General features: G+C 41.2%; 11 protein-coding genes and 1 tRNA gene. 9 read left to right on the forward strand and 3 right to left on the reverse strand.

Annotated features, from left to right (window positions below; genetic code table 11):
* Positions 1-43 precede the first annotated feature (43 nt).
* The 3 genes from GSQ74_RS00350 to GSQ74_RS00360 all read left to right on the forward strand — a co-directional run bounded on the left by GSQ74_RS00350 (position 44) and on the right by GSQ74_RS00360 (position 2,709).
* On the forward strand, positions 44-718 hold the full coding sequence (locus tag GSQ74_RS00350; RefSeq protein ID WP_158988901.1) for an OmpA family protein: 675 nt from the start codon (positions 44-46) through the stop codon (positions 716-718).
* A gap of 158 nt (positions 719-876) precedes the next feature.
* The gene (locus tag GSQ74_RS00355; protein ID WP_158988902.1) at positions 877-1,266 is read left to right on the forward strand and encodes a hypothetical protein; all 390 of its coding nucleotides are present in this window, start codon (positions 877-879) and stop codon (positions 1,264-1,266) included.
* 81 nt (positions 1,267-1,347) lie between these two features.
* A complete protein-coding gene (locus GSQ74_RS00360) occupies positions 1,348-2,709 on the forward strand; it encodes a hypothetical protein (protein ID WP_158988903.1) in 1,362 nt (453 codons plus the stop codon).
* A gap of 73 nt (positions 2,710-2,782) precedes the next feature.
* Here the strand turns inward: GSQ74_RS00360 and GSQ74_RS00365 are convergent, their stop codons facing one another.
* Both GSQ74_RS00365 and GSQ74_RS00370 read right to left on the reverse strand, forming a co-directional pair.
* On the reverse strand, positions 2,783-3,310 hold the full coding sequence (locus GSQ74_RS00365) for a YfiT family bacillithiol transferase (protein ID WP_158988904.1): 528 nt from the start codon (positions 3,308-3,310) through the stop codon (positions 2,783-2,785).
* A gap of 4 nt (positions 3,311-3,314) precedes the next feature.
* Positions 3,315-3,839, reverse strand: a complete 525-nt coding sequence (locus GSQ74_RS00370; protein WP_158988905.1) for a GNAT family N-acetyltransferase — start codon at positions 3,837-3,839, stop codon at positions 3,315-3,317.
* An 82-nt stretch (positions 3,840-3,921) separates the two neighbouring features.
* Between GSQ74_RS00370 and GSQ74_RS00375 the strand changes: the two genes are divergently transcribed.
* The 5 genes from GSQ74_RS00375 (at position 3,922) to infB (ending at position 11,732) form a co-directional block, all read left to right on the forward strand.
* Positions 3,922-6,294 carry a prolyl oligopeptidase family serine peptidase gene (locus tag GSQ74_RS00375; RefSeq protein WP_158988906.1) on the forward strand — a complete coding sequence of 791 codons (2,373 nt, stop codon included), beginning with the start codon at positions 3,922-3,924 and terminating at the stop codon, positions 6,292-6,294.
* Positions 6,295-6,344: 50 nt separating this feature from the next.
* Positions 6,345-6,734, forward strand: a complete 390-nt coding sequence (locus GSQ74_RS00380) for a hypothetical protein (RefSeq protein WP_158988907.1) — start codon at positions 6,345-6,347, stop codon at positions 6,732-6,734.
* Positions 6,735-6,839: 105 nt separating this feature from the next.
* Positions 6,840-7,310 (forward strand): ribosome assembly cofactor RimP, encoded by a 471-nt coding sequence (gene rimP / locus GSQ74_RS00385; RefSeq protein WP_158988909.1) that lies wholly within the window; start codon positions 6,840-6,842, stop codon positions 7,308-7,310.
* Between the two features lie 77 nt (positions 7,311-7,387).
* Positions 7,388-8,623, forward strand: coding sequence for a transcription termination factor NusA (gene nusA / locus GSQ74_RS00390; protein WP_158988911.1), 1,236 nt, complete (start codon positions 7,388-7,390; stop codon positions 8,621-8,623).
* Between the two features lie 61 nt (positions 8,624-8,684).
* Positions 8,685-11,732, forward strand: a complete 3,048-nt coding sequence (gene infB, locus GSQ74_RS00395) for a translation initiation factor IF-2 (RefSeq protein WP_158988913.1) — start codon at positions 8,685-8,687, stop codon at positions 11,730-11,732.
* 302 nt (positions 11,733-12,034) lie between these two features.
* Here the strand turns inward: infB and GSQ74_RS00400 are convergent, their stop codons facing one another.
* Entirely contained in the window at positions 12,035-12,646 is a 612-nt protein-coding gene (locus tag GSQ74_RS00400; RefSeq protein WP_158988915.1) for a hypothetical protein, read from the reverse strand.
* Positions 12,647-12,831: 185 nt separating this feature from the next.
* Between GSQ74_RS00400 and GSQ74_RS00405 the strand changes: the two genes are divergently transcribed.
* Positions 12,832-12,905, forward strand: a tRNA-Asp gene (locus GSQ74_RS00405).
* Positions 12,906-13,417: the final 512 nt, after the last annotated feature.

The raw sequence follows: 13,417 nt of genomic DNA on the forward strand, positions 1-13,417 counted from the left end.
ATTCGCTTTGCAATTGTGTGTACACAATATCCACCCACAAAAAATGAATGCTCATAAAATTAAACCTGCTGTATTTGGTATAGCTATAATAATGCTTGGTATTATGGCTAGCAGTTGCGGCTCGTTTAACCGAACGCAGCGTGGTGCATCAATAGGTGCCGGCGCGGGCGCAACTGTAGGTGCCGTAATTGGCAAAACTGCCGGCAACGTTGCGCTAGGCGCTATCATTGGCGGCGCGGTGGGAGGCACAGCAGGTGCATACATAGCCCATAAAATAAACCAGGTTGATTATTTAGATAAGCCTATCCCCGGTGCAAGAATTGTTCACAGGGGCGATACCACATTTGTAAAGTTTGCTAACGCGATAATTTTTGACCAGGGTAGTACCGACCTTAAACCGAATGCCCAGGCTGATATTAAAAATTTAGCCGATGCCTTGCAAGCTAATCCGCAAACCAATATCGCGATTATAGGCCATACTGATAGTTTAGGCACTTCGGAGTATAATATGGATCTTTCTGTAAAAAGAGCGCAGTCGGTAAAATCAGCATTAGTTAGCGATGGCATCAATGATACACGCTTAACTGCTATTGGCAAAGGTTCAGCACAGCCGGATGCGGATAACAAAACAGCCGAAGGGCGGGCTAAAAATCGCCGGGTGGTTATTATTATTACCAATAGCGAACTAAAGGAACGTGCCGCTAAAAATAGCCAATAAAGTAAAAACTATCGTAATTACGAGGCACGAAGCAATGACGCTTTGTTTCTGCGTTTGTACAAAAAATATTGAATCATTTCTTAACAGCTTCTTGGTTTAACAGTGGGTTTTATTCTTTATGACTTGTAATCAACACGTTTATGCGTTAGCTTTGTTGTATGGTAAAAAAATCAGGCGCTTTATTGTTAACCATGCTGTATGTAATTACAGTAATTGGTTTCGCGCTTAATTTGCACTACTGCGGCAAGGTAATTACCGATGTTAAGATTAATGCCCCTTTACATGGTTGCATTAAAAGCCCTATGGCATCGAAAATGAAATGCTGCACACAAAAGCATTTTGATATTAAAATTAAAGATGCACATGAAAATGGCGCAGCATCAATTTTAGCAAAAGTCTTTGCTTTTCAATTACCGGTTGCCTTATTTACCCATCTTGCATTCATTGCCCACCCCGCATTATTTCAAAAATCCTTTTACGAAGCACCACCCGAACCCGGGCAATACAGCGTAGCTGTCTTTGTAAAGAACTGCACTTTCCGTATTTGATCAGTTAGTCGTATTTCCACATTTATCGCGGTAAATCTTACCGCCTGTTTATTTATTTTTAATTTTTTTTAAGCAGAAGATATGAGAACATATTTTTTATTAATGCTAACATTGGTTGCCTATTCTTCCTTCGCGCAGCAGCCCATGAAGATGGATACCACTAAAAAGAAACCATCATCAACCATGGATATGGATGGGATGGATATGGGCGATATGAAAATGGATAATTCCAAACCCATGACGATGAACAGCCAGTATTCGCTGGATATTCCCATGAACCGTGATGGTTCGGGCACATCTTGGGTACCGGACGAAACCCCTATGTATGCCTACATGATCCCGGCTAACGGTTGGATGACTATGATACACGGCAGCTTTTTTGCCCGCTATGACAATCAGGATCTATTTAAAAAAGGATCGCGTGGCGGCAAACAGTTTGACGTACCCGATTGGATGATGGCGATGACCCAACATAAAGTTGGCAGCGGCGGTTTATTCTCTGTAAACACCATGTTCTCGTTTGATCCGTTTTTGGTTGGGCCGGGCGGCTACCCGCTGCTTTACCAAACAGGTGAATCATACAAAGGGAAAAAACTGGTAGACACACAGCACCCGCATGATCTGTTTGCCGAACTAAGTGTAAACTACACGCAAAAGATAGCCAAGGATGCAGATCTTTCGTTTTCCTTCGGTGATCCGGGCGAGCCAGCTTTAGGTCCACCGGTATTTATGCACCGTTTATCAGCCATGAATGATCCGGATGCTCCGCTGGGACACCATTATCAGGATGCTTCCCATATCACTTTTGGTGTGGCTACTTTGGGTTTGAGGATAAGCAATGTAAAACTGGAAGGATCGATATTTACAGGCCGGGAACCAGATGAGTTTCGCTATAATTTTGATCCGATGCGATTTGATTCCTATTCTGTTCGCCTGTCCTATAACCCATCAAAAGAATGGGCGCTACAGGTTTCAAATGGCTGGATAAAAAGTCCGGAAGCACTTGAGCCGTTGCAGAATGTGATCCGCTCTACTGCATCAGTCATCCACACTAAAATGCTGAATGAGGATAGCTACATAGCCACTACATTAGTTTACGGACAAAACCATTATTCCGACAATCAAAAAACACTTCCTTCAGTATTACTGGAAAACAGTTTCCAGTGGCACAAAGTAGCGATTTATGACCGTTACGAATATGTATCCAAAGATGCCGATGAGCTGGATTTAACGGGCGAGTTTCCGGCAAATCCAAATTTTAATATTAACGCCATCACATTAGGTGTTAACCGCATCTTCAGTACATTTAAGCAAACCAACATAACCGGTGGCGTACAAGCAACCGCCAATATATCGCCAACAGCATTGCATTCGCTTTACGGCAGCGCACCAATTGGGTTTGAGGTATATATCAGGATAACACCTGCTTTATTGAAGATGTAATTAGTCTGAACCAGGATTTAACAGATTTTATTGATTTACAGGATGCTTATATCTTGCAATTCAATAAAATCTGTTAAATCCTGGTTCTTATCGTTTCTGTTATATGCGCCAAATGATGCCTCCCGTGCCAGGCATATAAACCAAGCGCACGTTTAAGCGATATGGTTTGGCCCGATTCAGGATTAGTAAAAGTACGGCTCCACTCATTTTCGGTGAAGCTTTCCAGCAGGTTAACCCAATGGATATGTACCCCTTCCAAAATCCTTAATGAGGATTCTACCGGTAATCGATAATCGGGTTGTAATGCCCAGTAAGCTTCTTCGTAAGGTTTTATGGTAGGGTTATCTTCGGTCAATGCCAATTTAAATCGCACAATAGAGTTCATGTGGCTATCCGCTACGTGGTGTACCACTTGCCTTAAAGTCCAGCCGCCGGTGCGGTACGGGGTATCCAATTGCTTATCATTTAAACTGATAATAGCCTGGCGCATTTGGCCCGGCAACATTTTAATTTCGTTTATCCAATACCTGATGTCGTCATCAGTATATGATGCCGGTGGCGTGAATTTCCCCACTGGGTATTTCATTTGTTCGTCTGTCATAGTTTTAGTTTATATTTTTCTTTACAATACCGTAAATATGTTCGTCTAAAATTTCACCGTTCTTAAAGATATTATTTTTCAATATTCCTTCTTTTAAATAACCCGCCTTTTCCAATACACGCATAGACACAGGATTATTATCAAATACAACGGCGCGGATACTGATGATATCTAAATGTTTAAAAGCATAATCAGTAATAAGTTTTACAGCTTCAGTCACAATACCCTTTCCCCAATATTGTTCACTTACCCAATAACCTAAAAGCGGCGCTTTGGTATAAACATCAATCCTAAATTCAAGGCTTATTATCCCTATAACATCCTCGTTTATAGCTATTGCAAAACAGGTTATCGGATCCTGCCCTACTTTGCTATTAATAAAACTTTCGGCATCCTCAAGAGTATAGGGGAAGGGGAATCTATTAAACAAGAACCTACTGATGTTTGGGTTATTTGCATGCAATTGCAATGTAGGAGCATCGGCCAAATTAAGTTCACGAAGCGTAAAATCATGTCTTTTTAGTTCCATAACCGTAACATTGCAATTGTTAAAAATAACAATATTAGTTAAACTGCTATATTGCAAATTATATTACCTCATTATTCCTTCTATGAAAAAACTTTTTACGCTACTATTCATAGCTGCCAGCATTAATACTTTTGCCCAAAAGTTAGACACGCTGACTATCGAAAAAATAATGCGCGACCCAAAGTGGATCGGCGTAGCACCATCCGACATTAAATGGAGCGACGATGGCAAAAAGATTTATTTTAAATGGAACCCCGACAATACTTTTAGGGATGAATTATACGCCATCACCCCCTATAACCTCACCCCACAAAAAGTAAGTGATAAAGAACAACACGAAATAACACCCAATTACGGCAGTAAATGGAACCGGGCGCACACTTTAAAAGTTTACTCGTGTGGTGGCGACATCTACCTGGAGAACATAAAATCAGGCAAAAACATACAGCTTACCCGCACTACCGATAACGAAAACTCGCCAACCTTTAATGCCGATGGAACCGAAGTTTTATTTATTAAAGCTGATAACCTGTACGCGCTAAAACTTAACGGCGGAGAGCTGATACAGCTAACCAATTTTGTAGCATCGGCCCAAAAGAATAAAACTAACGATGAAACCGAGCAGACAAAATGGCTAAAACAACAACAGCTTGAATTATTCGACATAATCAAATTGGATGATAAAAATAAAAAGTTGGATGCTGAGGAAAAAAAGAAATTTCAACCTAAAAAGATAAAAGAACTGGTAACCGATGGTCGGGATATTGACAATGTGGAGCTCAGTCCGGACGGCAGGTATATTACTTATCGTTTAATCAAATCCGCGGATGATAAAAATACCATCGTACCAAATTACGTAACCGCAAGCGGTTATACGGAGGACATACAAAACCGCACCAAGGTGGGCGGCCCTCAACCGGTTTGCGAATCATTTATTTATGATATGCAGCGTGATTCGGCTTACAGCATCAACACCAAAAACATTGTTGGCATAAAGGATCTGCCTGATTATGTAAAAGATTATCCTGCTGAATTAGCGGACCGCAACAAACTAAACGAAGACCGCAAAGTGGTTGTTAACGGCCCAATATGGAACGAAGATGGCAAGCACGCCATTGTGGTAGTGAATGCCATTGATAACAAAGACCGCTGGATCATGTCGCTGGATGTACAAAACGGCGCTTTATCGCTGCTCGACAGGCAGCATAACGATGCCTGGGTTGGCGGCGCACCGGGCATTGAAGATGATTGGTACTCTACCGGAAATATTGATTGGCTGGATAATGATCATTTTTACTATCAGAGCGAAGCGAGCGGTTACAGCCATATTTACGTTTGCAACATTAATAATGGCGATAAAAAACAATTAACCAGCGGCAAATGGGAGGTACAAAACCTGCAATTATCGCACGATAAAAAAACGTTCTACTTCAATGCTAACATTAACCATCCCGGCGATTACCAGTATTACCGTTTGGCGGTAAGCGGCGGCGAGCCGGTTAAATTAACTTCTATTAAAGGAGATAATGATGTATCGCTTTCACCTGATGAAAAATGGCTGGCAATAAGGTATTCGTACACCAACAAACCGTGGGAATTATATCTGCAAGCAAATAAACCCGGTGCAAAAGCAGTGCAGGTAACACGGTCAACCTCTGCGGAATTTAACTCTTATGCCTGGCGGGATGCACCTATCATCACTTTTAAAAACCGTTACGGCAGCGATGTTTATGCCCGGTTATATCTGCCTAAAAATCCCGATCCGGCTAAACCGGCAGTTATTTTTGTGCATGGCGCGGGTTATCTACAAAACGAGATGTACGCATGGAGCTATTATTTCCGCGAAACAATGTTTAACAACATGCTGACTGATCAGGGTTATACCGTTTTAGATATTGATTATTCTGGCAGTGCTGGTTATGGTCGGGATTGGCGCACGGCCATCTATCGCCACATGGGTGGTAAGGATTTAAGCGACCAGGTAGATGGTGTTAAATATCTGGTTGATAATTATGGGGTAAACCCTAAACATGTGGGCATCTACGGCGGTTCATACGGTGGATTTATGACTTTAATGGCGATGTTTACCGCACCTGATGTATTTAAATCAGGTGCCGCTATACGTTCCGTAACGGATTGGGCGCATTATAACCACGAGTATACCGCCGATATTCTAAATGAACCTTATAACGATGAAAAAGCGTATCGTTTAAGTTCGCCAATTTATTTCGCGGATGGGTTGAAAGGAAACCTATTAATGCTGCATGGCATGGTGGATCAGAATGTAAACTTTCAGGATATTGTTAGGCTTACTCAAAAATTGATCGAGTTACATAAAGAAAACTGGTGGCTGGCCCCATACCCGGTAGAAGATCATGCCTTTGAACAACCCAGTAGCTGGGCCGACGAATACAAGCGTATTTATAAGCTTTTCCAGGAAACGTTGAAGAATTAATATTTTGCTTATCCGGGATGAAAAAATCAATCTTCATAATCATATTATTAATGGCCTTTGGCTGTAGACATAAAAACAATGCGCCTGCAATTCAAATTAGGCTGATCGATAGTAATAAAACCCTGAAAATATCAGGCTTGGATTATGCCATTCTGCAAGACATTAACCGTGATACCACCATCAACGTATGGCAAAATTTAATACAGGTTTATCGCATGCCTGCCGATACGGATATGAAGGATTTCCAACCTATACAACCAGGCAAATACATGGTGCGCGATAGCGCGGTGGTTTTCATTCCGGATACCCCTTTTAAGGCTCATCAAACTTATTTTATGCGCTATTATCATTACGATAAGGGCAGTACCGCCTGGGATTACATCAAAAACCACCAAAAACCGGGCAAAAAGCAATATCAGGACTTGATTTTTAAGCAATAAACTATTTGAAAATCAAATAATATACACTATATTTGCATTCAAATTAAATGGAGGGGGCGCTGAGCCCCCTCTTTTAGTTATCAATCAAAATTATCAAACCGGATAATGAATATTGAAAATAAAGTAAAAGAACTGGTAGAAGAGAAGATAGCGGAGTTAAAACGCCCCGATTTGTTTTTGGTTGATGTAAAAATGCACGCCAACGGAAAACTGATCATATTAGTGGATGGCGACAACGGTATAGGTATTGCGGATTGTGCAGCCATAAGCCGTTACGTTGGTTTTAAGTTAGAAGAAGACAACGTAATCGAAGAAGCTTATAACTTAGAGGTTTCGTCGCCGGGGTTGGATACGCCACTTACATCAGTAAGGCAGTATACCAAAAACATAGGTCGCGACCTGGCTATAAAAATGGTTGATGGCGCAAAGCGCGAAGGCAAACTAACCGCCCTTGCGGAAGATGCCATAGTAATTGAAGAACAAATTAAACAAAAAGGGAAAAAAGCCGAAGTAATTGAAAGCGTTATCCCGATAGATAAAATAACAGAAACGAAGGTTTTAATATCATTCAAGTAAGGAACCATCATGAGCGGCCACTTAAACAAGCTCATGATAGCTTCATTACCATTGAAAAAAAAACAATTTAATGAAAAATGAGCAATATTAATTTAATTGATTCTTTTCAGGAATTTAAAGATTTCAAAAACATCGATCGTCCAACTATGATGAGCGTTCTTGAGGACGTTTTCAGAAGCATGATCCGTAAAAAGTATGGCAATGATGAAAATTGCGATGTAATTGTAAACACAGATAATGGTGACCTTGAAATTTGGCGCACACGTGTGGTTATGGAAGACGGGTTTAGTGAGGATGATGACCTGGAAATTGAATTAGCGGAAGCGAAAACGCTTGACCCGGATTTAGAAGTGGGTGATGAGTACATTGAACAGATCACTTTAGAAAGCTTTGGCCGCCGCGCTATTTTAGCAGCACGCCAAACATTGGTTTCTAAAATCCTGGAACTGGAGAAAGACGAAATATTCAAAAAATATAAAGATCGCGTAGGCGAAATTGTAACCGGCGAAGTTTACCAGGTTTGGAAAAAAGAAACTTTGGTGCTTGATGATGAAGGTAACGAGTTATTATTACCTAAAACTGAGCAGATACCTGCCGATTACTTCAAAAAAGGTGATAGCGTAAAAGCGGTAGTATCAAAGGTTGATATGATGAATAGCAACCCTAAGATCATCATCTCACGTACTGCTCCTGAGTTTTTACAACGTTTGTTCGAGCAGGAAGTACCAGAAATTTTCGATGGCTTAATCACTATCAAGAAAATTGTACGCGAACCGGGCGAACGCGCTAAGGTAGCTGTAGAATCATATGACGACCGTATTGACCCGGTTGGTGCTTGCGTTGGTATGAAAGGATCACGTATACATGGTATCGTTCGGGAGTTGAAGAACGAGAACATTGATGTGATAAACTACACCAACAATTTACAGTTATATATACAACGTGCTTTATCGCCGGCTAAAATCACATCTATTAAGTTAGATGATGAGAAAAAAACTGCCGCAGTTTATTTAAAACCCGACCAGGTATCATTAGCAATCGGTCGTGGTGGGCATAACATTAAACTGGCAGGTAAATTAACAGGTTATGAAATTGATGTTTACCGTGAGGCTGACGAACAGGATGAGGATGTGGACATCGAAGAATTTTCAGACGAGATTGACAGCTGGATTTTGGACGAATTTAAACGCATTGGTTTAGATACGGCAAAATCAGTACTGGCATTAACAGTGGGCGAATTGGTGAAACGTACCGATTTAGAAGAAGAAACTGTTAAGGAAGTATTATCAATACTGCAAGCGGAGTTTGAATAAAGGTGATAACCAAAATTAAAATCGTATTTTTGCAAATAAATAAGGGAAGAAAAATTAATAAATGTCAGAAGACAAATCTATAAAGTTATTTAAAGCAGTAAAAGAGCTGAACATTGGTATGGGTACCATTGTCGATTTTTTGGCTAAAAAAGGTTACAAGGTTGAGAAACAACCTATGGCTAAGCTGGACAACGACATGTACAATGCTTTGTTAAAAGAATTTGCTTTTGATAAGAGCATTAAGGAAGAAGCCAAGCAGATCAATATTGGTAAAATTAGGAAGGATGAGCCTGAACAGGCCAAGCCTGCTGATTTCCGTCGTTCACGTGATTTTGAGAATGAAGAAATTCTGATCAAAAACGCGGGTAACTACGCGCCTCAGCAAGCCGAAAAATCAAAACCGGAACCCGAAGTTAAAAAGGCAGAAGAGCAGCAAGCTCCTACTTTACCGGGTGTAAAAGTTGTTGGCAGCATCAACCTTAATGATCTGAACGCTAAACCACAATTTGGCGATAAAAAAGAAACACCTGAGGTTAAACAGGAAGAAGCCCCCGCGCCGCAACCTGAACCAAAGAAAGAAGAAATAAAACCTGAGCCGGTTGCTGAGGTGAAGAAGGAATTAGTTCCTGTAGCACCAAAAGTTGAAATCCCGGTTGTGGAAACACCGAAGGTTGAAGCTCCTGTAGTTGTTGAAGCCCCAAAAGCTGAAGCTCCTGCTGTAGTTGCACCTCCAGTTACTCCGCCTGTAGCACCAGCACCGGTTGTTGCGGCCGAACCTGTTACTCCAACCCCTCCTGCTGCTGAAGAGCCTCAGGAAACTGAAGTAATACGCGCCAAAGCAGAACGCCTTACCGGGCCGAACATTATTGGTAAGATACAATTGCCGGATGCGCAAAAACGTAACCCTGTTGCATCTTCATCAAATAACAGTGCCGACCAGAAGCGTAAACGCAAGCGTAAAGACAGCCAGGGCGGAAATCATCAGCATGGTGGTGGTAATGGTGGTGGAAACCAGCAAAACCAGGCGCCTATTACACCATCAGGACCAGTTAATCCAAACCGTCCGGATTTCAGGAACAGGGGAAATAATCCTCCTGCTGCCGGTGGCGGACAAGGTGGTGGTGGTAACCGACCTGATTTTAGAGGTAATAGAAATACTACGCCTCATCATAACTCAGGGCCTAAGGAAGAACCATCAGAAAAAGATATACAAGACCAGATTAAGGCTACACTTGCCCGTTTAAGCGGCGCAGGTAAGTCAGGTAAATTTGCACAGCGCGCTAAATTCCGTCGTCAAAAACGTGATGATGTTGCCGCTACTGCTGAAGAACTGGCATTAGAGCAGGAATCACAATCGAAAATATTAAAGGCAACCGAATTTGTTACAGCTAATGAGCTGGCATCAATGATGGATGTACCGGTAACACAGATCATCTCAACTTGTATGAGTTTGGGTATGTTCGTATCCATCAACCAAAGGCTTGATGCGGAAACGCTGGCTATTGTGGCTGATGAGTTTGGTTACCAAATAGAGTTTGTTAAACCACAGGATGAAGAGGGAAGCCTTGACCAGCCTGATGATCCAGCTGACTTAGTACCGCGCGCTCCAATTGTGACCATCATGGGCCACGTTGACCACGGTAAAACATCATTACTGGATTTTATACGCAAAACAAACGTTATAGGTGGCGAAGCAGGTGGTATCACCCAGCACATTGGCGCTTATGAGGTAACATTGCCTGACGATAAAGGAAAGATCACTTTCTTAGATACACCGGGTCACGAGGCGTTTACCGCTATGCGTGCCAGGGGTGCCCAGGTAACCGATATTGTAATTATAGTTATTGCTGCTGATGACAGCGTGATGCCGCAAACCCGCGAGGCCATAAACCACGCGCAGGCTGCAGGTGCACCAATCATCTTCGCATTCAATAAAATTGACAGGCCGGGCGCTAACGCGGACAGAATCCGTGAGCAACTATCTGCCATGAATATTTTGGTTGAAGAATGGGGTGGTAAATATCAAACCCAGGAAATATCAGCCAAAACAGGCTTAAACATTGAGTTGTTATTAGAGAAAGTATTACTGGAAGCAGAATTACTTGAACTAAAAGCTAACCCTAATAAAAGAGCCGTTGGTACCGTTATTGAAGCTGCTTTGGATAAAGGCCGTGGTATTGTTACCACCATATTGGTACAGGCAGGCCGCTTAAAAGTAGGCGACCCGATATTAGCCGGTTGTTACAGCGGTCGTGTTAAAGCATTAACTAACGAACGTGGCCAAAGGGTTGAATCTGCAGGGCCATCAACACCGGTACAGGTGTTAGGTATGCAAGGCGCGCCTACAGCGGGTGATAAATTCAACGTACTGGAAAGTGAAGTTGAAGCTCGTGAAATCGCGAACAAACGTTTACAGTTACAGCGCGAACAAGGCTTACGTACACAGAAACACATCACACTTGATGAAATCGGCCGCCGTTTGGCAGTTGGTAACTTTAAGGAACTTAACATTATTGTTAAAGGTGACGTGGATGGTTCAATTGAAGCATTATCCGATTCATTGCTGAAGCTATCTACCGAGCAGATACAGGTAAATATCATATCGAAAGCAGTTGGTCAGATCTCAGAATCCGACGTATTGCTGGCATCTGCATCAGACGCGATCATCATTGGTTTCCAGGTAAGGCCGTCAGGCAGTGCGCGTAAACTTGCTGAAGCTGAGCAGATAGACATCAGGTTATACTCTATTATTTATGATGCCATAAATGAGATAAAAGCCGCGATGGAAGGTATGCTTGCTCCAACCTTTGAAGAGAAAATTGTTGCTAACGTTGAAATACGTGAAACATTCAAAATTAGCAAGGTTGGTACAATTGCAGGTTGTATGGTACTGGATGGTAAAATTACCCGTAACAGCAAAATACGTATCATTCGCGAAGGTGTTGTAATATATACCGGTGAATTAGCTTCGTTAAAACGCTTTAAGGATGATGTTAAAGAAGTTACCGCGAACTACGAATGCGGTTTGAACATACAAAACTTTAACAACATTGAAGTTGGTGATATAGTTGAAGCTTACGAAAACGTAGAGGTTAAAAGGAAACTGTAATTAGTTACCATAACCAACATAAATAAAAAAGGCTGCTTCCTAATGGAGCAGCCTTTTTCTTTGCAGCAAAGCTTGTATCACAAGCAAAGCTATTACCTTCTGTGGTAGTGATGACGACGGTGATGGTGATGATGCACACCTGCTGCACTTACTGCTGTATAGCTAAATAAAGCTATCATCGCAACGGCTAATACTTTTACGATTTTCATAATATTGATTTTTGTTGTTTATAACATCATAAATATAAATGGTATAAATTGATTTTTGATTTATATTCACACAAATATTACAAACAATTTTGGCTATTTTGTAAGCAAACCCACCACCAGTTTCTTCCATTGCGGCCCCGACAGGCCTGCGAGTGCCGATAAGGCCACTATAGTATTACGTACGGAATCATAAATATTAACGCCAGTATTGTTCGCCACTTCGTTTCGGCCGTGCACAGCTGCGCTTACATGGTTCAGGTAACGTTCAATAATAAAGGTACTCGTAGAGTCGTGACTGAAAAAGTGAGCTATTGAGCCTTCATTGGTACGAGGATTGGCAACAGGCCTAACCGTTATGGTAATGTATTCAGATTCTGCCCTAGCGTCCTCCACATCAATTATCTCTTCTATCCTTACCCATTCCAGTCCACCGCCGGCAATTGAGCCAGGAGCTGGCAAATTAATGTAGAAATAATCACCTTTTTCAGCCAGCTTATAATCCTCATTGCCCTTGGCATCAGTTATAGAAAATTTAGATGAGCCCGGGCCGCTAAAGGTATGCCAGTTGGATACATCTTTTAATCTGCCTTTAGCCAGTTGAAATAGTTCATGAGCTTTCTCTTGGGTATCGCAATCAACAAAATGAATCACGTCAGTATGCCCCCCCTCGCGCTGTACAGGAATATTATCAGATGCGTTGTTCATATTTTTATTTATATAACAACTATCTGTGGCAACAGTTTCATGCTATAATCGAATAAAAAAACCATCAAAAACAGCTTTGTATTAAATTAAAAACCTCATCTTTAAAGCGATATACAGCTAATAAAACTTTTTTTAAATAAGCCCTTGTGTAAATATAAAATCTCCTTATATTTGCCATCCCAAACGGAGTGGTAGTTCAGCTGGTTAGAATACATGCCTGTCACGCATGGGGTCGCGGGTTCGAGTCCCGTCCATTCCGCAAACAATGTTAACATTGTTTAAAGCCTGTAATCAATGATTACAGGCTTTTTTGTTTATCACTCAAACTTCATTCTTAATAAGAATAATATTTGCCGCAATAAAGAACAACACGATTTTTATCCATAATAATATACACCCAAGCCTTATTTCGCAATGAATCTTTGATTATTTCTTTTCATCGTGGTTAATTTCCATTTTTCATCGCGAAGTTCTTTTATAAAACTATCGCTAAATGATAAAAAATTAATCAATATTTAATTTGTTCATTTTTTTCATAACTCATTATTTATCAGTTAATAATGTTTACATTTGGAATACCTAAACCATTAGTCACTAAAAGATGGAAAAACAACTGCTCAACGTCTTATTGACGATTTGTTTTTTTATATCACTTGACTGTACATGCCATGCACAGTATATAACCCGTACTGTGGTATGCAGTGCTGGCGATACCTATAAAAATGCTGATGTTACCTTAAGTTATGTAGCCGGTGAAGCCATTGGCGGCCT

Origin of the sequence: Mucilaginibacter sp. L196, from assembly GCF_009765905.1 — a bacterium.
Taxonomy (GTDB): domain Bacteria; phylum Bacteroidota; class Bacteroidia; order Sphingobacteriales; family Sphingobacteriaceae; genus Mucilaginibacter.

Excerpts from the sequence above, each read along its gene's own strand:
- GSQ74_RS00350 (WP_158988901.1), top strand. The coding sequence starts at position 44 with ATGAATGCTCATAAAATTAAACCTGCTGTATTTGGTATAGCTATAATA.
- GSQ74_RS00355 (WP_158988902.1), top strand. The coding sequence starts at position 877 with ATGGTAAAAAAATCAGGCGCTTTATTGTTAACCATGCTGTATGTAATT.
- GSQ74_RS00360 (WP_158988903.1), top strand. The coding sequence starts at position 1,348 with ATGAGAACATATTTTTTATTAATGCTAACATTGGTTGCCTATTCTTCC.
- GSQ74_RS00365 (WP_158988904.1), bottom strand. The coding sequence starts at position 3,310 with ATGACAGACGAACAAATGAAATACCCAGTGGGGAAATTCACGCCACCG.
- GSQ74_RS00370 (WP_158988905.1), bottom strand. The coding sequence starts at position 3,839 with ATGGAACTAAAAAGACATGATTTTACGCTTCGTGAACTTAATTTGGCC.
- GSQ74_RS00375 (WP_158988906.1), top strand. The coding sequence starts at position 3,922 with ATGAAAAAACTTTTTACGCTACTATTCATAGCTGCCAGCATTAATACT.
- GSQ74_RS00380 (WP_158988907.1), top strand. The coding sequence starts at position 6,345 with ATGGCCTTTGGCTGTAGACATAAAAACAATGCGCCTGCAATTCAAATT.
- rimP (WP_158988909.1), top strand. The coding sequence starts at position 6,840 with ATGAATATTGAAAATAAAGTAAAAGAACTGGTAGAAGAGAAGATAGCG.
- nusA (WP_158988911.1), top strand. The coding sequence starts at position 7,388 with ATGAGCAATATTAATTTAATTGATTCTTTTCAGGAATTTAAAGATTTC.
- infB (WP_158988913.1), top strand. The coding sequence starts at position 8,685 with ATGTCAGAAGACAAATCTATAAAGTTATTTAAAGCAGTAAAAGAGCTG.
- GSQ74_RS00400 (WP_158988915.1), bottom strand. The coding sequence starts at position 12,646 with ATGAACAACGCATCTGATAATATTCCTGTACAGCGCGAGGGGGGGCAT.